The sequence below is a fragment of the Rhizobium sp. L1K21 genome (genome assembly GCF_024055895.1).
In the GTDB taxonomy this organism is placed as follows: Bacteria; Pseudomonadota; Alphaproteobacteria; order Rhizobiales; family Rhizobiaceae; genus Ensifer_A.
Genome location: NZ_JAMXLE010000001.1, coordinates 2,569,432 through 2,586,907 on the forward strand (window position 1 = coordinate 2,569,432; position 17,476 = coordinate 2,586,907).

The 17,476-nt window shown below is 55.4% G+C and carries 14 protein-coding genes and 1 tRNA gene; 6 read left to right on the plus strand and 9 right to left on the minus strand.

Features of this window, described 5'->3' with window-relative positions; all coding sequences use genetic code 11:
* Positions 1-133: 133 nt before the first annotated feature.
* The 3 genes from adhP to NHF56_RS12435 form a co-directional block, all read right to left on the minus strand.
* Positions 134-1,162, minus strand: a complete 1,029-nt coding sequence (adhP, locus tag NHF56_RS12425; protein WP_252804742.1) for an alcohol dehydrogenase AdhP — start codon at positions 1,160-1,162, stop codon at positions 134-136.
* Positions 1,163-1,297: 135 nt separating this feature from the next.
* Positions 1,298-2,080, minus strand: a complete 783-nt coding sequence (locus tag NHF56_RS12430; protein ID WP_252804743.1) for a 3-hydroxybutyrate dehydrogenase — start codon at positions 2,078-2,080, stop codon at positions 1,298-1,300.
* 4 nt (positions 2,081-2,084) lie between these two features.
* Positions 2,085-3,212: a patatin-like phospholipase family protein gene (locus tag NHF56_RS12435; protein ID WP_252804745.1), complete on the minus strand. Its 1,128-nt coding sequence runs from the start codon at positions 3,210-3,212 to the stop codon at positions 2,085-2,087.
* A 437-nt stretch (positions 3,213-3,649) separates the two neighbouring features.
* On the opposite strand from NHF56_RS12435, the gene NHF56_RS21030 reads away from it, so the two are divergent.
* Positions 3,650-4,879 (plus strand): EAL domain-containing protein, encoded by a 1,230-nt coding sequence (locus tag NHF56_RS21030; RefSeq protein ID WP_252804747.1) that lies wholly within the window; start codon positions 3,650-3,652, stop codon positions 4,877-4,879.
* A 26-nt stretch (positions 4,880-4,905) separates the two neighbouring features.
* Here NHF56_RS21030 and NHF56_RS12445 read toward each other — a convergent pair whose 3' ends face one another.
* The 3 genes from NHF56_RS12445 to NHF56_RS12455 form a co-directional block, all read right to left on the minus strand.
* Entirely contained in the window at positions 4,906-5,349 is a 444-nt protein-coding gene (locus tag NHF56_RS12445) for an MAPEG family protein (RefSeq protein ID WP_252804748.1), read from the minus strand.
* Positions 5,350-5,356: 7 nt separating this feature from the next.
* Positions 5,357-6,844 carry an IMP dehydrogenase gene (guaB, locus tag NHF56_RS12450; protein WP_252804750.1) on the minus strand — a complete coding sequence of 496 codons (1,488 nt, stop codon included), beginning with the start codon at positions 6,842-6,844 and terminating at the stop codon, positions 5,357-5,359.
* Positions 6,845-7,124: 280 nt separating this feature from the next.
* Positions 7,125-8,102: a porin gene (locus NHF56_RS12455; protein WP_252804752.1), complete on the minus strand. Its 978-nt coding sequence runs from the start codon at positions 8,100-8,102 to the stop codon at positions 7,125-7,127.
* 422 nt (positions 8,103-8,524) lie between these two features.
* Between NHF56_RS12455 and NHF56_RS12460 the strand changes: the two genes are divergently transcribed.
* On the plus strand, positions 8,525-9,916 hold the full coding sequence (locus NHF56_RS12460) for a DHA2 family efflux MFS transporter permease subunit (protein ID WP_252804755.1): 1,392 nt from the start codon (positions 8,525-8,527) through the stop codon (positions 9,914-9,916).
* Here the strand turns inward: NHF56_RS12460 and NHF56_RS12465 are convergent, their stop codons facing one another.
* Complete coding sequence (locus tag NHF56_RS12465) at positions 9,917-10,636, minus strand: RlmE family RNA methyltransferase (RefSeq protein ID WP_252804757.1); 720 nt, start codon at positions 10,634-10,636, stop codon at positions 9,917-9,919.
* Positions 10,633-12,114 carry an exopolyphosphatase gene (locus NHF56_RS12470; RefSeq protein ID WP_252804759.1) on the minus strand — a complete coding sequence of 494 codons (1,482 nt, stop codon included), beginning with the start codon at positions 12,112-12,114 and terminating at the stop codon, positions 10,633-10,635. The genes NHF56_RS12465 and NHF56_RS12470 overlap by 4 nt, the downstream gene beginning before the upstream one ends.
* Before the next feature lie 220 nt (positions 12,115-12,334).
* Here NHF56_RS12470 and NHF56_RS12475 point away from each other — a divergent pair.
* Positions 12,335-12,408, plus strand: a tRNA-Gln gene (locus NHF56_RS12475).
* A 550-nt stretch (positions 12,409-12,958) separates the two neighbouring features.
* Here the strand turns inward: NHF56_RS12475 and NHF56_RS12480 are convergent.
* Entirely contained in the window at positions 12,959-13,567 is a 609-nt protein-coding gene (locus NHF56_RS12480; protein WP_252804761.1) for a LysE family translocator, read from the minus strand.
* 436 nt (positions 13,568-14,003) lie between these two features.
* On the opposite strand from NHF56_RS12480, the gene NHF56_RS12485 reads away from it, so the two are divergent.
* From NHF56_RS12485 to NHF56_RS12495, 3 genes are all read left to right on the plus strand, one after another.
* Positions 14,004-15,212 (plus strand): MFS transporter, encoded by a 1,209-nt coding sequence (locus NHF56_RS12485; RefSeq protein WP_252804762.1) that lies wholly within the window; start codon positions 14,004-14,006, stop codon positions 15,210-15,212.
* 179 nt (positions 15,213-15,391) lie between these two features.
* On the plus strand, positions 15,392-16,333 hold the full coding sequence (locus NHF56_RS12490) for a LysR substrate-binding domain-containing protein (protein ID WP_252804764.1): 942 nt from the start codon (positions 15,392-15,394) through the stop codon (positions 16,331-16,333).
* Between the two features lie 399 nt (positions 16,334-16,732).
* A partial coding sequence (locus NHF56_RS12495; protein WP_252804766.1) for an Ig-like domain-containing protein occupies positions 16,733-17,476 on the plus strand: 744 nt, incomplete at its 3' end.

Sequence of the window (17,476 nt, forward strand, 5' to 3'; positions counted from 1 at the left end):
AGCAGCGGCTTCGAGCATCGGTCGATAATATTGGGCCAACAGAATGGCTCAATATTATCGCCCGATGCTCCAGGCCCAATGGAGACATCGAAGTGCCCGGTTCATCGCCGGGCACTCTGTTTTTTGAGCCGTGTCATGCTGCCATATCGAGCACGATGCGTCCGTCGATACCGCCTTTTTCCATCGTCTCGAAGATCGCGTTGATGTTTTCCAGCTTGTCCCATGAAAAATGGGCGGCAACCTTGCCTTCGCCTGCAAACTGCAGGGATTCTTCGAGATCCTGGCGTGTTCCGACGATAGAGCCGCGCACCGTAATACGTTTCAGCACTGTGTCGAAGACTGGCAGTGCGATCTTGCTTGGCGGCAAGCCAACAAGCGCCATCGTGCCGTGGGAACGGAGCATGTTGAAGGCCTGCTCCATCGCAGCTGGAGAAACGGCGGTGACCAGAGCACCATGCATGCCTCCCGTGGCCGCCTGCAGTTTTTCAACCGCGTCTGGTTCACGGGCATCAACGGTGATGTCTGCCCCCAGCTTCTTGGCCAGATCGAGCTTTTCCGGGAAAACATCGACGGCGGCGACATGCATGCCCATGGCCTTGGCATATTGAACGGCCATGTGACCGAGACCGCCGATGCCGGAGATGGCGACCCACTCGCCGGGTCTCGCTTCGGTTTCCTTCAGCCCCTTGTAGACCGTGACACCCGCGCAAAGAACCGGTGCTGCAGGACCAAAGTCAAGATTATCGGGGAGCATTCCAACGAAATCCGGATCGGCAAGACCGTATTGGGCGAAACTGCCGTTCACGGAATAGCCGGTATTCTGCTGGGACCCGCAAAGTGTCTCCCAGCCCGTGCGGCAATGGGGGCAATAACCGCAGGCCGTGTGCAGCCACGGCACGCCGACCCGATCGCCTTCCTTGACGCGCTTGACGCCCTTGCCGGTCTTGGCCACATAGCCAACGCCTTCGTGGCCGGGGATGAAGGGCGGATTTGGCTTGACCGGCCAGTCGCCGCGCGCAGCATGCAGATCCGTGTGGCAAACGCCTGTCGCCTCGAACTTCACGAGGATCTGTCCTTCGCCAGGTTCTGGAATTGGAAGCTCTTCAATAACGAGAGGTTTGGTAAAATCGCGGACGAGAGCCGCTTTCATCATCGCAACCATGTGCTTTCCTTCCTGAAAAAGTCGTGGTGTTTTTCAAAGGTCAGCACATAAAAGCCCGCGCCAGCGGCACGGGCCTTGATCGGTATCAAATTTGCGATCTATTTCTTCTCATCGCACATGCGGCAGCGTTGGCGCCTATTGCATGAACCAGCCGTGGCTGACGACCACAGATTGACCCGTCAGCGCGTTGGTTTCGAAACCGGCAAACATGAGCGCCACCTCGGCAACGTCTTCGATTGTTGTGAATTCCGTGTCGACGGTCTGGCCGAGCATGACCTTTGAAACGACCTCCTCTTCGGAAATGTTCAGCTCCTTGGCCTGTTCGGGGATTTGTTTCTCGACAAGTGGTGTCTTGACGAAACCAGGGCAAATGACGTTTGAGCGCACGCCAAACTGGCCGCCTTCCTTGGCGACAACGCGTGCCAGTCCCAGAAGCCCATGCTTGGCGGTCACATAGGCGGATTTCAGCGGCGAGGCCTCCTTGGAGTGGACCGAGCCCATATAGATGATCGCCCCGCCCTTTTGCGCCTTCATGATCGGCATGCAGGCCTTGGTGGTGAGAAATGCGCCATCGAGATGGATGGCCAACATCTTCTTCCAGGCGTCGAAGGGGAAATCCTCGATCTTGTGCACGATCTGGACGCCGGCATTGGAAACCAGAACATCCACCCTGCCCCATTTGTCCATGACCGCCTTGACGCCGGCGTTGACCGCGTCTTCGCTGGTCACGTCCATGGTGACGCCAAAGGCTTCGCCGGGGCCAATGGCCGTCAGGTCCGCGGCCGCCTTGTCTGCTGCTTCTGCCTTGATATCGGCAATCGCGACCTTGGCGCCTTCTTCCACATAACGCTTGGCAATGCCGTAGCCGATGCCACCGGCAGCACCCGTGATGATGCAGACCTTATCTTTCATTTTCATCGTCTCATCCTTTCTTATGTTCGCGTCGGCGGTCGATTGTCACGAAACCGTCTTCGGGTATTTTCCGCTCCTTCCAGGAGCGGCAATTGAGTGTTGCCACCGCATCGTCATAACCCGCACGCCAATGATCTTCCATTGTCGCGCGCGAGAACTCAGCGTCCATGTTGGACGACTCATAGGGTCTGCGTTCATAGATCAGGTGCACCACGGTTGTCGCGCCACCATCTTCATAGCCCTTTAGCAGGACGACGTCGGGATCATTGGCCATATGGTCGGGAAGTGCTGCCAGCAAACGCTTCAGTGCGCGGCGCGCGCGCTCATCGCGCTCTGCCTGATCGGTGTTCATGCGGGTACGACTGGAAAAGCGGATTTCTTTTTCACGGAGGCTGACTTCAGCCAGATTGCGTGGCAAGCGCCCCCGCGCGTTGAAAAGGTCAATCTGGAAAACGCAGATGTCTTCGGCATGATTGCGCTTCGACATGATCCAGTTGAGCGGGGTGTTGGAAACCAGCCCGCCGTCCCAATAATACCGTCCCTTGATCTTGACCGGCGGAAAACCGGGGGGAAGCGCGCCTGAGGCCGCTATATGCTCAGGATGAATGCCGCCTTCATTGCCAAGCGTCACGCTGTCGAAATATTCGAAATTGCCGGTCTGAACCTCAACGGCACCGACGCTCAGGCGCGGTTCACCGCTGTTGATCAGATCGAAATCAACGAGTTCCTTGAGTGTGGCGATGAGGGGGCTTGTATCATAGAAACTGATTTGGCTGAGCGGGTCGTTAAAGCTCTTGAACGGGTCAAGGTAGCGCGGATTGAAGAAACCGGCGACGCCGATTGATGCGCTATAGGCTGCAGAAAAATGATTGAACCAGCCGCGCAGCGACGCCTCTTGCGAAAGCGGCATTTGTGCTGGCCCACTGGTGACCATCTCCCAGAAGGCGCGCAGGTTCTTGACGCGCTTGTCCGAAGGACTGCCGGCGACAATGGCGGCATTGATGGCTCCGATGGAAATGCCTGCGATCCATTCCGGTTCCAAACCGGCAATGTGCAAAGCCTCATAAGCCCCGGCCTGATAGGCACCCAACGCGCCACCACCCTGAAAAACCAACATCTTCTTATCAGATAGTTGCATGATCAAACGCCCGGTGTACTTCTATGACAGTGAAATATGGCTAACACTATTGTGCAGCGCACACAAATGACAAAGATTTAATCTGGACAAGGACTTGAAATCGCGGGCCGGCAAAAGAGTCGCATAATTCGCATGTGCAACCCAAGATTTATCTTTCGTTAATTCTCCTATTCTACGCTCTCGGGCAAGCCCCTTGCCGGGTTTCAAACTCTAAGAGTGTCTGGAGGCACCGTTTGTACAGTTATTTCAGCCGCCTACCGAGGCCTTTTTTCAATCTGATCCGGCGATTTTGTACGTTTGACGAGGACCATATTTCGCAATGGACGTCGACCGGGCGGCATAACATACGTGTTAAAAATCTGATCCTGATCGGCGGTTCTACGGCGATAGTGGTAGCAGGTGCCTGGGGCCTTTATTTTCTGACCAAGCATAATACAGTGTTTGTGGCAATCAATCTTGCAACCGTTCTGTCCTCGATCGTGGCCATTTGCCTCGCGAGCCGCAATCGTTTGCGCGCAGCTGCCATTATCATCGCACATGTATTGCTTCTGGCGGTTATTACGTCGTGTATTCTCAAGGCTCCAACACCGGGGTTTCCGCGCTCTGGGCACCTCAATCTGTTGCCACTGATTGCCGGGACTTTTCTCATCTTTATCAAGGAAAAACCTTACCTTCGCGTGGGCTTGCCGCTCCTGGGTGTACTTGCCTTTGTGGCTTTTTCCACCAATTCCATACCGGTGCCCGCCGGTCTCTCCTTACCATCGGATGCAGGGTCAATTGGCATGTGGGTCAACAACATCACGGGGCTGGGCGGCACGTGTGCTGTCGTTGCCGTGATGCATTCAAGCCTCAGTGCACGGCGGGCGCTGGAAAGCGACATGTGGCAAGCCTTGGCACGCGGTGAATTTCATCTCGCCTATCAGCCGCAGGTCAATGAATCGGGACGGATATTTGGTGTTGAAGCCTTGCTGCGGTGGAACCATCCAACACGCGGTCCAATCTCACCACAGGAGTTTATTCCTCTGGCAGAGGAAACCGGCATGATCATTCCTATCGGCGAGTGGGTCTTGCGCACCGCCTGCGCTCAGCTTGCAGAATGGGCGAAGGTTCCGCACAAAGCGCACCTGACGATTGCCGTCAATGTGAGCGCCTTGCAGTTCCGGCAACCGGATTTCGTACAACAGGTGAAACAGATCGTCTCGCTCAGCGGGATCAATCCTTCGCGGCTGGAACTGGAACTGACGGAAAGCGCCGTTGCCGAGGATAGCGATAATGTGGTGAAGAAGATGCAGGCTCTCAAGCGGCATGGCATAACATGGTCACTCGACGATTTCGGCACCGGTTATTCCTCGCTCAGCTCACTGAAACGGCTGCCTCTGGATAAGCTCAAAATCGACCAGTCCTTTGTGCGCGATCTTTTGACCGACGAGCGCAATATCGCCATTGTCGATACGATTATTCAGCTCAGTGGCAATCTCGGTCTCAAGGTGATTGCCGAGGGTGTGGAGACGGAGGAACACCTCCAAGTACTCAGCAAAGCAGGATGCAAATCCTATCAGGGTTATCTTTTCAGCCGACCGCTTCCGATTTCGGCCCTGGACGAACTGATTGGCGTATCAAGTCCATCGCAACGCGCAGAAAAAGCCGGAAGACGACACGTTGCCTGAGGGATTGAAATCGCGATCTGACGGCGTCAGCCGAGCTCGACTGTGATCAGGTTGACGGCAAAAGCCAGCCACATCAGCATCAGCAAAAGAGAACCGGCCATAAAAACCGGCCTGCGGTAGCGCAGGTCATTGGTGCGGATATGTATCCAGGCATGGACATAGCGCGCAATCACGAACAGCCACGCCAACAAGGTGGTGTAGAGATTGGCCCCGCCGGTAACATAGAGCGCAATACAAACCGGATAAAACAGCGTTGGCAGTTCAAACTGATTTTGCAGATTGTTTCGCACAAAGAGACTACGCTCAGGCTCCGCACGGTTTTCGCGGAACTGGCTTGCCTTGACCTCGCCTGCGCGCACAGCATCGCTGCGGCGAAAGGTGAGAACGGCATAGACGATGGCAACGAGCACCACGTGGACGATCATCGGCCAGAAAATCGCAGTGGTGGTCTCGCTCGCCATCATCAACATTTGGATCTTATGCTCCACCGGGATAGTTGGGGCTTTCGCGCGTGATGGTCACATCGTGCGCATGACTTTCGCGCAGGCCCGCGCCGGAAATGCGCACAAAGGTTGCCTTTTTCTGGAAATCAGCAAGGTCCGTGCCGCCGACATAGCCCATCGCGGCCTTCAAACCACCGGCCAACTGATGGAGGACGCCCGAGACCGGTCCCTTGTAAGGCACCTGGCCTTCGATCCCCTCCGGCACCAGCTTCAGCGTGTCGCGAACCTCGGCCTGGAAATAACGGTCTGCAGAACCGCGTGCCATGGCACCCACGGAACCCATGCCGCGATAGGCTTTGAAGGAGCGCCCCTGATAGAGGTAGACTTCACCCGGGCTTTCATCCGTTCCAGCCAACAGCGAACCGACCATGGCCGCCGATGCGCCTGCCGCGATCGCCTTGGCCAGATCGCCGGAGAACTTGATGCCGCCATCAGCAATGACCGGCACATTCGATTTATGCGCCTCTTCGACAGCCGACATGATGGCGGACAGTTGCGGTACACCCACGCCAGCGACGATGCGCGTGGTGCAGATGGAACCCGGGCCGATACCGACTTTCACCGCATCGGCGCCGGCATCGATCAATGCTCTTGTGCCACCTGCTGTCGCGACGTTGCCGGCGATTACGCGCACGGAATTTGTCATCTTCTTCACGACGCTGACCGAATCGAGCACCTTTTGTGAATGACCGTGGGCAGTGTCGATGACGAGGACATCAACGCCCGCGTCAATCAGGCGCTCGGCCCGTTCCCGCGCATCGTCGCCAACGGAGATTGCAGCGGCGGCACGCAGCCGGCCTTGTGCGTCCTTGGACGCATTCGGGTTCAGCTGGGACTTTTCGATATCCTTCACAGTGATCAGACCGACACAACGGTGATCGCTGTCGACCACAAGCAGCTTTTCGATGCGGTGCGAGTGAAGGAGCCGTTTGGCTTCCTGCTGATCCACATTCTCGGTGACTGTGACCAGGTTTTCCTTGGTCATCAGCTCGTAGATTTTCTGCTCCGGATTGGAGGCAAAACGCACGTCGCGGTTGGTGAGGATGCCGACCAGCTTGCCCGCCCCTTCATTTTCAACCACCGGAATACCGGAAATGCCATGCGCCCGCATCAGCGAAAGCGCCTCGGCCAGCGTTGCCTGCGGACCGATGGTCACAGGGTTCACCACCATGCCGCTTTCAAATTTCTTGACCTGACGGACCTCTTCGGCCTGTTCAATGGGGCTCAAATTGCGATGGATCACGCCAAGACCACCGGCCTGGGCCATGGCAATTGCCAGACGGCCTTCGGTTACCGTGTCCATTGCTGAAGAAAGGATGGGCAGATTGAGTTCGATATCGGGAGCAATTCGTGTGGCGATATTGGTCTGCCCCGGCATGATTTCAGAATGGCCGGGCTGCAGAAGAACATCGTCAAAGGTGAGAGCTTCAGCGCCGGTTGCAGTCTCGATAATGCGCGCCATGCCAAGTTCCTTTCGATGAACAATTAATAAGCTAAACCCCGGTGCAAGCTGTTTTTGCCCTCACCGGCGTCTTTCCATTTCGTCTTGGAAGTTGGCGAGGGCTCGTAACACGTTCATGACGGGAATGGAAGAAGGCTCCGGAAAAATGTTCATTCAACCAGCACAAAGTCACGAGACACCGACAAGATGGCGGCTTTGAACAGCCACAAATTCAACGCCCAAAACGAGACAAGCCCGGCATGCGCCGGGCTTGTCATGTTCAATCCTGAGAAGGATAAAATTAGAAGGAGCGCTCTACGCGAAGGCCGCCGTAGGTCGTACCAACCTTGGTTGCCTTGTCGTAGGTGTACTGAACTTCAGCAGCAGTGGTGAAGCCGCTTGCGACATCCCATGCCAAACCGCCGCTCACGTAAGAGAATGCAGCAGGCTTTTCGAGGTAACCAGCAGTCGCGTAAGCCTTCAGGTCGTCGGTGATGGCAACCTGGGCGCTACCCAGAACTTCGAAGCCGTAGTGGGCAGATTCGAAGGAGTAGTAGTTGGCCTTGTTGGCATATGCGAGCATCAGCTTTGCGCTGACGATGCCGATTTCGCCATCAACAGAACCCTTGATGGTGTAACCTTCAACAGCAGAGTCATAAGCAAAGCCGAGTGCGCCGTTTGCCGGACCGAAAGCGTAAGAAGCGGCAATGGTGTAACCGCCCTTGTTCGGCTTGGCGAGGAAGTCGGCTGCAACAACAGCTTTGAGGGCACCCAGATCAGCCGTGTAGCTGACATACTGGTTCATGGCATCGCCATAGTAACCGTCGAAAAGAGTGTTAAAGCCACCATAACCGAAGAAACGGTCGAACTGGTTGTCATAGAGACCGAGTTCCAGACCACCGATGCCCATGTAGCCCATGGTGCCGCGCGTTGCGTCGGTCATGCGGCTGTTGGTTTTGCTTTCCGGCTCGAAACGGATGCGCGAGTAAACCGTGCCGTATTCGGAGTCGTTCTTGGCATCAAGCTGAATGCGGGCGCGGAAGAGGCCTTCGTACTCCTTCGACTTGAAGTTGTACGAACCGTCGTAGCGCATAAAGCCGCTGATGGCGAGGCAGGTTTCGGTGCCGGGGATGTAGAAGTAACCGTCGCCATAGGCGTCGCAAACCTTTACGTATTCCATGGGCTCCGGCTCAGCGGCTACGATTGCGTCAGCAGCCTGGGCGCCGGAAACTGCTGCAAGGGCAGCAGCGGAGCCGAGAAGAAGGCTCTTGATTGTCATTTTGGGAACTCCAAATTCAAAAGTTTTGACAATTTAAGCCAGCACGCAGTCTTGGGAGGTCAGTTGACCGGTGCCGACTTTTTGAAATTGAAAACGGTGCTGATTTGCAGCCGCCTTCTGGAGATAATCAGACACCTCAAAGCGATTCCGGACAATCAAAAAACGCGCTTCGATCGTCGGGATATATATTTTTCAAAGTGATGTGTTGTAAAAAAGTCAGCCTTTTGGACCAGCCCTTGGGAAAGGTGCTAAACAGCCCCGTCGATAACCGGCATGCCGGAAGGGACCGCATCCATTGCGAGCTTCATTGACAGATATGTGACAGAACGGTTTGGCTTTCAAGATGCCCGTTCAGCAAAATTGACTATGAATAGGCGGCTGACAGGCTTATGACGATCACGTTTGAAAATTGACAGTTATTAATGAACCGCATCGTCCCCCTCATTCTCGCCTTCGCCTTCTTCATGGAAATGATGGATTCAACCGTCATTGCCACGTCGCTGCCTGCTATTGCGGCGGATATCGGGGTGAACCCGATCACACTGAAACTGGCACTGACGTCGTATCTCGTGGCGCTCGGCATGTTCATACCTGTGAGCGGGTGGCTTGCAGACAAATTTGGCGCAAAGCGCGTTTTCCGTCTCGCCATCTTGGTGTTCGTCATCGGTTCTGTCGCCTGCGCGCTTTCGTCTTCGCTGACCGAGTTTGTCATCTTCCGCTTCCTTCAAGGCATGGGTGGCTCGATGATGACGCCGGTCGGGCGGCTCGTTCTCGTTCGCTCCACACCCAAGGAGCGGTTTGTTTCGGCTATGACGCTTGTCACCGTGCCCGGACTTGTCGGACCCATGGCAGGCCCGCCGCTCGGCGGCTTCATCACCACCTATTTTTCCTGGCATTGGATTTTTATCGTCAATGTTCCGATCGGGCTTTTGGGTATCTGGCTTTCTGGTCTTTATCTACCCGAAATCCCCCGATTGCCCACACCCAAGATGGACTGGCGCGGATTTGCGCTCACGGCCATCGCCGCATCCGGTCTGGTTTTCGGCCTGTCCGTGATCAGCATGCCGGCCCTGCCGCCCGCCGTTGGTGTGCTGGCCACGCTGACGGGACTTGCCGCGCTCTTTGCCTATATCAGGCACGCCAAACGCGTCGAACAACCAATCCTCAATCCCAGCCTGTTCAAGGTGCCCGTTTTTCGCGTTTCCATTCTTGGCAGCACCATCTTCCGCGTTGCCACCGGCGCACAACCGTTTCTCGTGCCGCTGTTTCTGCAGCTGGGCTTCGGGCTCAACCCTTTCCAATCCGGCATGATCACCTTCTCCGGTGCCTTCGGTGCACTGTCGACCAAACTCATCGCCACCCGCGTGCTTTCGGCGGTCGGGTTCCGCACCACAATGATCACTGCGGCCATATTTGGAACATTGTCCATTCTGGCGGTGGCCTTGTTTGAGCCGGGAACACCTTATTGGCTGATTGTTGCCACGCTTTTTCTCGGTGGCTTTACCCGCTCCTTCCTGTTTACATCCGCCAACAGCCTGGCCTTCACCTCCGTACCCGCGGAGGAGGCCAGTCAGGCGACCAGTATCAGTTCGGTGTTCCAGCAGATTTCGATCGCGCTTGGCGTTGCGCTTGCCGGCCTCGTTCTCGAATCGAGCTATTGGCTCAATGGTACGGAGCTTTCCATTGCCGACTTTCATCTCGCCTTCATTGTAACGGGAATCCTGTGCGGGCTTTCCGTTTTGTCGCTGGCTGCGCTGCCGAAAACGGCCGGTGCGGATGTCTCCGGCCACCGCATGCGCAATTCCGAGGTCTGATCAGGCCTGAACGTCGCCATCCTTTTCGCGCCGGCCCTTGAACCCCTTTGCAAGCAGAAACATCTCGACCGATTCGGAGCGCGAAGCGCCGGGCTTGATATGCAGCACCTGGCGGAAATTCTGCTTCAGCATGGTGAGCAGATCATTCTCTGCGCCGCCCTGAAAAGTCTTTGTCAAAAAGTGACCGCCTTCAGCCAGAACGTCGACTGCAAAATAGGCCGCCACCTCACACAGATGCATGGTGCGCAAATGATCGGTTTTCTTGTGGCCGGTTGTGGGCGCTGCCATGTCGGAAATCACCAAATCCGGCGCACCATCCAGCGCATCGGTGAGAAGTGACGGCGCACGGTCGTCGAGAAAGTCCATCTGAATGAAGTGAACGCCCGGCAGCGGGTCCATCTCCAGAAAATCGATCGCCGCGACACGGATATTGCCCTCTGTCGAATTGGTGACCTTGGCGGCAATCTGTGACCAGCTTCCCGGCGCCGATCCAAGATCGACAATGCGGCGCGCACCTTTCAGGATCTCGTGTTTTTCGTCGATCTCCAAAAGCTTGTAGGCGGCGCGGGCGCGATAACCTTCGAGTTTCGCACGCTGCACATAAGGGTCATTGATGTGGCGCTCGATCCAGCGACGCGAAGAGGCCTTCAATTTGCCCTTCTTCACCTTCTGACCGAGTTTGCGGCCGGTGCGGCTGGCGCCGATTGGCGGTTTGCTCATTGCTGGCCTCCGTTGAAGCGGCGATTGTTGTTGCGGCGATGTCTTGTTCTGCGCCAGGCGCCGTCATCAGCCATCATGTCGATCAGCAGACCTTCGCGCAGTCCGCGATCGGCAACGCGCATGCGTTCGGAAGGCCAACGGCGGCGAATGGCTTCCAGAATGGCACAACCGGCAAGAACGAGATCGGCCCGGTCAGGCCCGATGCACGGGTTTGAGGCCCGCGCAGCAAAATCCCACGACAGCAGCTTTGCCTGCATGGCTGTGACTTCATTATCGGAAAGCCAAAGCCCATCCACCCGGCGGCGATCATAACGGTCGAGCCCCAGATGCACGCCCGCAAGCGTGGTCACCGTGCCCGAGGTGCCGATGAGATGAAAGCCCGATCCACCAGCTGCCAGCACATCCGCGGCCGGCCCCTCGAAATCTGCCAGCAGTCTATCAACCTCGCCCACCATCGCGTCAAAAACGTCCGGCGTGACATCGCGGCCGCCAAAACGCTCCGAAAGCGTGACGACACCCACCGGCAGCGAGGTCCAGTGGGTAATGTGATTTGCAAGGCGGCGGGAGCGGTTTTCCTCTGCCTGGATGACGGCGATTTCCGAGGATCCGCCACCGATATCGAAAAGCACGACAGAGCGCGTTTCGCGACCGACGAGCGATGAGCAGCCGGACACCGCAAGCCGGGCCTCCGTCTCGCGGTTTATGATTTCGAGCTCCAGGCCCGCCTCCGCCGCCACACGTTTGAGAAAGGCTTCGCCATTTTCCGCCGACCGGCAGGCTTCGGTCGCAATCAGCCTGTGTTTGCGAATGTTGCGGTGTTCCAGTTTCGCTGCGCAGATTTTCAGCGCCTCGACGGCGCGGTCCATTGCGTCTTCCGAAAGCCGGCCGCTTGCGGCAAGCCCCTCGCCCAGGCGCACGATGCGGGAGAACGCATCGACCACGCGAAACTGCCCCGGTCGCGTCGGCTGGGCGATCAGCAGGCGGCAATTGTTGGTGCCGAGGTCAAGGGCGGCGTAAAGTTCGTTGGGCTGCACATGGTGCAAGGGAACCGGCGCTGCACCGGGCTGGCGCTGCGGTGGCGGCGAGGGCTCATTGGCCTTCTGCGCTGATGCAGCCGCCGTCTTGCCGAGCGGACGGCCCTGCAGGCCGCGCCGATTGCGGCTGCGCTTCTTCTTGCCGGACGGTGTGGCTTGCCCCTCGCCAGCATCCTTGCGCGCCTCCGCAGGCTGGGCTGCATTCACGGCACGGTTTTTCCGCCGCCGTTTCCGCTTGTGCGGTCGGGCTCCATCTGGATCGTTACTTTCGGGGCGCGCAGGCTGCACCTGTTGCGGTGCTGCTGCTTCGGATACATGAGAGGCCTTGCGCTTCTTTCCGCCACGCCGCCGTCTGCTGCGCCGGGACCCCTTTTGGTCGTCCTCGCGCCCTGCATCCACCACCCCTTCGACTTTCGGCCGAATGCCGGTCGCAGGGTCTTCCACTGTACTATCCACTGCGCCGCGCTGCCATTGCTGGCTGCATGCAGGCGCTTCCTGTTCAAAGTTGACAGGATTGTAACAGCACGCCTCCGTTTCGCCAAATTATTTCTGGTTAACAACACTTTCGAAATGCGCTGAGCAAACTTTTTTTCAAAAAACCTATTTGCTTGTCAGCATCTTTTGGTTATAAGCCCGCCACACAGGCCCAAACCGGCCACGGCTTTGGGGAATAGGTTAACGGTAGACCCACGGACTCTGACTCCGTTAGTCCTGGTTCGAATCCAGGTTCCCCAGCCAATTCCTCTGAGAAACCCCTGATTCCCTTAGCTTCCCGTCCTGTCTGAATATCGTTTTGGCATTACGTGTTAAGACGCGGAAATAATTCCCGCTCTCGGTCCCCATCTTGACTGAGGCCCAGAGCCAGAGCACAAAGGTGGCGTCCAAGGTCGCTTGTGACGGGAAGATATGCCGGATTTGAGGGATTTTCGCTTAACCCTTTGAAATCGCATGATAATAAAGGTATCAAAGTAGGCTTTCTTGACCGTTTTTCGATCCAGATTGGCGACTATCTCCCGCGGGAAAACGTGAATTATTTCCAACAAGTTGGCTGATCTTGACCGCGGCTCCCTTGGCCACTCGTCGTGCTCGAAGGCGGCTGGGAAAATTGGCTGGGGACCCGCGATCAATGACTGCAACGGGGCCGAGAGCGGACTGTCGGTCTGCAGAGTGTCGCCCCGTAAATACGAACATTGAACTACCCTGCTTGCGGCGACAGAGAACGTGCACATCCATGATATTGAAATTGCAATTCCACAAACGCGCAACGTTGAGCGTGGAACCTTTGCGTTCAAAGGGGAGCGAATGCGAGATGGGACCCGACCAGAATAAGAACAGCGCCACTCATTCGATAGGTCAGTCGACCCAATTCCGGGGATCCCTGAAGACTTGCATGGATTTTCTGGGAAAAAAGGACAAGCGCCAACTCGGAGAGTGAGAACATCACGTTGGCGAGTGCGCCGAAAATGAGAATCTGAAGCCATGCAGGAACAGCCGGGTAGACATGTGTGAATTGAGGCAGAAAAGACAGAAAGAAGAGCGCGGACTTGGGATTGAAGAGTTCGACTACAAAGGCATTCGAAAGCCATCGCTTGTTCTCAACAGCACCTGACAGCCGAGGCTCCTTCTGAGGCTTTCGGATGAGAGTGACGAGGCCAAGGCCAATCAAATAACCGCATCCCAGAAGCTGGATCAGGACGTATATTCGAGGCGAATCTTTTATCAGCAGCGCTAAACCAGTTGCCGCCGCGACGATGTGAAAATAGGAGGCCAGGTGTATGCCTAGCGCAGCCTTCAATCCCGCAACCTTGCCTTCCGCGATCGCCTGATTAACCGTATACACCATGGCGGGTCCCGGAGTGACGGCAAAGACCATGGCCATCATTAGGAAAGCGAGCATGAAATTCTCCCAAGCCGAGGCGATCGCAGCCCTCAGATTTATGCCAGGTGGTGGCGGGAGCTGAGCGACGGCTTCCACTCCTGCGATTGGCACTGCGAAACATCAAAAACATTCAAGGTTGTGATTTGTTGCTTTGAGGCTCGTTGATAATCTGAGCGGTGCACGAAAGATATTGGCTATTATGAGATTGCGATTATTCACAGCAGGAATAATCGCAAATTAACGCTCGGTGCGGAAATGTGACTGCCCGCGGCCTGCGAATGCCTGTGAATTCTTATTTGGTTAGTTGCCGCTGGCCAATTTGGTCAAGAACGCTATAAGGCGTAGAAAGAATCGGTCGATCGATTTGAAGTTGACCTTTTCGGGTGCCCGCTTTTCATTTCGTGGCTGGCGCCTTGCCCGGTGAGTTGTAATCATTTCTTTATGTGGTGTTTGAATGCGGCTGATGTATTGGCTTCTTTTTTCAATATACGCCGCGAATTATCTTGACAGACAAGTTTTCAGCGTGCTGCTGGAAGCAATTCGGAAGGACCTTTCTCTTGGTGATCTCGAGATGGGGCTTTTGTCCGGATTGACTTTTTCAGTGGCCTATGGCGCGGCCTCGATACCTGCAGCCATATGGGCTTCTGCTGGAAATCGTCGCAATCTGATCTCGGTTTCTGCATTGATTTGGGGTGGAGCCACGGTGTTGGCGGGTTTCGCCTCAAATTTTGTTCAGCTTTTCCTCGCCAGAGCAGTTATTGCCGCAGCGGAGGCGACCTCAATTCCTGCGTCGCACTCCATTCTCTCGGATGGGACCCAAACTGGCGGACGGGTCAAATTGTTCGGGCAATTTGTTAGCGGATCTGCCGTCGGCGGTTTGCTTGCGGTTTTCTTTGGCGGGTTCGTCGGGCATCAGTTCGGCTGGAGGGTGGCGCTGGTCTGCGCAGGTTTTGTCGGCATCATTCCCGGTATTTTGTTGTTCTTTCTTACCTCGGAACCCAAGAGAGACTATGGCGGTGCCCACTCTGCGAAGGCCGGCAAGTTCGCGATTCTTCAAACCACCATCAAGGCGATTTTTGGAAACCGGCGCTCCCGAATGGCCTTCACAGCGGAAACAATAAATCAGATTGTACTTGCCAGCGCAGTGTCGTGGTATCCCACCTTCCTGGTGCGCTCACATGGGTTCTCGCAAATCGAAGCCGCAGCAACGGCTTCCTTTGGGGGGCTGCTTGCCATTGCAGGGACAATTATAACAAGTAAGGTCTTAGCCAGACTGAGCAACCGCAACCGCGTTTGGCTAACACGCGGCCCGGCCATAACAGTCCTGGTGGGCAAGCCTTTTTCTGTTATCTTCCTTCTTGCAGATCAACCGCTTTTCGCGCTTGCCGCATTCATTGTGCCTGCGGCCTTGTCTCTCTCGACTTATCCGCCAACCTTCAGTTTACTCCATGAGACGGTTTCACCAGAAGAGCGCCCCATCGCTTCCGCTATGCTGCTTTCGCTGGCGACCGTGGTGGGGTTGGGTATTGGTCCCACAATGGTTGGGTTGTTGAGCGCGGGGATAGGCGGACCATATTCGTTGACGACGGCACTTCTGTGCACGCAAGCTATTGGCCTTACGGCAGCCGCGATCTATTGGTTTGCCCCTGAACCAAGAGCATAATTCGTCAGCAGTGAAGCATGATCGTGTTGTGCATCAGATATTTTTTCGGAAAAGACCGCTCAATTCTTCGGTTATGCTGTTTTTTTGCAGCGGTGGATTTCGACCATATCAAGCTTTTCTTGAATCTGTATATGTTTCATATCAGATATCAGCGCGATGAAAAAATGGCATAGAAATAGATGAAACCGGATAACGAACTGCGGAAGATCGATCTTAATATCCTTATTATATTTGAAGCGGTCTACACAGCTAGAAATATAACCCGCGCATCTGAACAACTTGGAATGAACCAACCCACCGTCAGCAACGCGCTCGGTCGTCTCAAGGCGCAGTTCAATGATCCCCTGTTTCAACGATCAGAAAGGGGTGTTGCGCCGACCCCCTTCGCCGATAGCCTCATTCTTCCCGTTCGGCAGGCGCTTTCAATTCTGCGCGATTCATTGTCAATAAACAGAGATTTTGACCTCCCCAAAGCAACTCGCACGTTCCGCCTGGCGATGAATGACTTCCTGGTGATGGGGCTTGTTCCAGATATGTTGAATAAAATCGCAAGGCAGGCGCAGAACGTCAAGCTGTACATTATCGGTCACGAGGTGATGCCGCCCATTGATGCGCTCCTGGCAGGTGAAGCAGATATCGCGCTGGATAGCTTCATAAACGAAGTGCCTGGCGTCGACTTTCTGCCACTTCATATTCCGCAAGGTGTTGTCGTTGCGCGTCGTAGCCACCCTGTTTTACAGGGTGAAATCAGCAAAAGGCAATTCTCTGAATTGGGGCACGTCGTATTGCGACAAAATTCCCGCATGCGCGCTCATGCAGAGTCTATTCTTCTGTCACAAGGCGTAACACGTCGTATTGTATGCGAAGTCTCGAATTCCATCTTGATCCCTTCGCTGATTACGACAACTGATCTCATCGCCGTGTTGCCTGGACCCTTCGCCCGCAATGCGGCACGGCACTATGATCTACAGGTTCTTCCCCTTCCGTTCCAGCAGTCGGGGGCCCGACTGCAAATCGCCACGTTGGCAAACAAGGCCAGAGACCCGGGTATAGATTGGCTGCGCCAGCAACTCCTTCAAGCGGCAAAGCAGAACGCTGCCGAAGAAGACTGGCTCGATTGAGCGCAACATGCTTCAATTCGAAGTTCCACAAGCGTTCTATTGCACATTCTGTTGAAGGCGATCAGGCTTTCAACAATCGCTACACGCTGGACAACCGTCCTGATGATGGCTGCAGTTGCGCTCTATTCAAGAAATTGTTGGGTGGACCAGAAAGCGTGGCAAGAGCATCTATAATTCATCTGGTTTTATTCATCCTCGTAATAATCGGTATTACGATTATCTGAATTGCCTGCTTGTGCATCAGGCGTCTACAGAAGATCGCTATTGTTGGGCGAATTGTGTGTGGCAGGGAGCCAGACGCTGAACTCAGCAATAACCGGCGGTACGCGAATTCGCTTTCTTCTTTATGTGGAACAGGGCGTTGCGTCCGCTTGTTTTCGCGATGAGAAGGATTGGTCGATGCTCGGCAACAAAAATCAGGCTTTTGACGATTCAAGTAATATGTTGAATGCCGAGATTGGGGAACTGGCACCTGTTCAACTTGTTCAAGCCGCCAATACAGGAGCGCAGAATACCGAAACGGAGGTTGAGCAGCAAAATACTCGCTCTTATAGGTATGTTGCTGACGACGGTAACCGGGTGAACTTGCCCGCCGGCACGTCGATTGAAGAAGTGAAAGCGTCCGGAGAAGACCTGATATTCGTGCAACCGGACGGATCCGAGATTGTCATTTCGGGCGGTGTCACAAACCTTCCCCATATCGCTGTTGCGGGCATTGAAATTCCTGACCAGGTAATTGCCGCATTGATGGAGAATAGCGGCATTGAAGTTGCAGCGGGTCCTGATGGCTCGCCACCATCAGCCAGGCCTTCCGGCAATAGTGAATTCGATGACGTGTCACTTGGTTCCGTGTTGAATGGCTCCGTGGATCAGGACGTTTCGCTTCTAGACGATGATGATAGGGCTGGAAGAGACACGCAGGCTGAACTGCAGAAGACTGATAGCGACATTTTGTCCACAATAGAAAGCAATTCAGCCCCCATTGGCACCGATGGCTCAGCGTCGGGCGATGAAGACACGCTCATTACCGGAACGATTGTTGCCTCCGATGTCGATGGCGACAGCCTGACCTACGCCGTGTCGTCCAATCCGGCCCATGGCACGGTCACGCTTTCGGGCAATGGCTATACCTATACGCCGGAT

Coding starts and splice junctions, on each gene's coding strand:
- adhP (WP_252804742.1), bottom strand. CDS start 1,162: ATGGTTGCGATGATGAAAGCGGCTCTCGTCCGCGATTTTACCAAACCT.
- NHF56_RS12430 (WP_252804743.1), bottom strand. CDS start 2,080: ATGAAAATGAAAGATAAGGTCTGCATCATCACGGGTGCTGCCGGTGGC.
- NHF56_RS12435 (WP_252804745.1), bottom strand. CDS start 3,212: ATGCAACTATCTGATAAGAAGATGTTGGTTTTTCAGGGTGGTGGCGCG.
- NHF56_RS12445 (WP_252804748.1), bottom strand. CDS start 5,349: ATGTTGATGATGGCGAGCGAGACCACCACTGCGATTTTCTGGCCGATG.
- guaB (WP_252804750.1), bottom strand. CDS start 6,844: ATGGCGCGCATTATCGAGACTGCAACCGGCGCTGAAGCTCTCACCTTT.
- NHF56_RS12455 (WP_252804752.1), bottom strand. CDS start 8,102: ATGACAATCAAGAGCCTTCTTCTCGGCTCCGCTGCTGCCCTTGCAGCA.
- NHF56_RS12460 (WP_252804755.1), top strand. CDS start 8,525: ATGAACCGCATCGTCCCCCTCATTCTCGCCTTCGCCTTCTTCATGGAA.
- NHF56_RS12465 (WP_252804757.1), bottom strand. CDS start 10,636: ATGAGCAAACCGCCAATCGGCGCCAGCCGCACCGGCCGCAAACTCGGT.
- NHF56_RS12480 (WP_252804761.1), bottom strand. CDS start 13,567: ATGCTCGCTTTCCTAATGATGGCCATGGTCTTTGCCGTCACTCCGGGA.
- NHF56_RS12485 (WP_252804762.1), top strand. CDS start 14,004: ATGCGGCTGATGTATTGGCTTCTTTTTTCAATATACGCCGCGAATTAT.
- NHF56_RS12490 (WP_252804764.1), top strand. CDS start 15,392: ATGAAACCGGATAACGAACTGCGGAAGATCGATCTTAATATCCTTATT.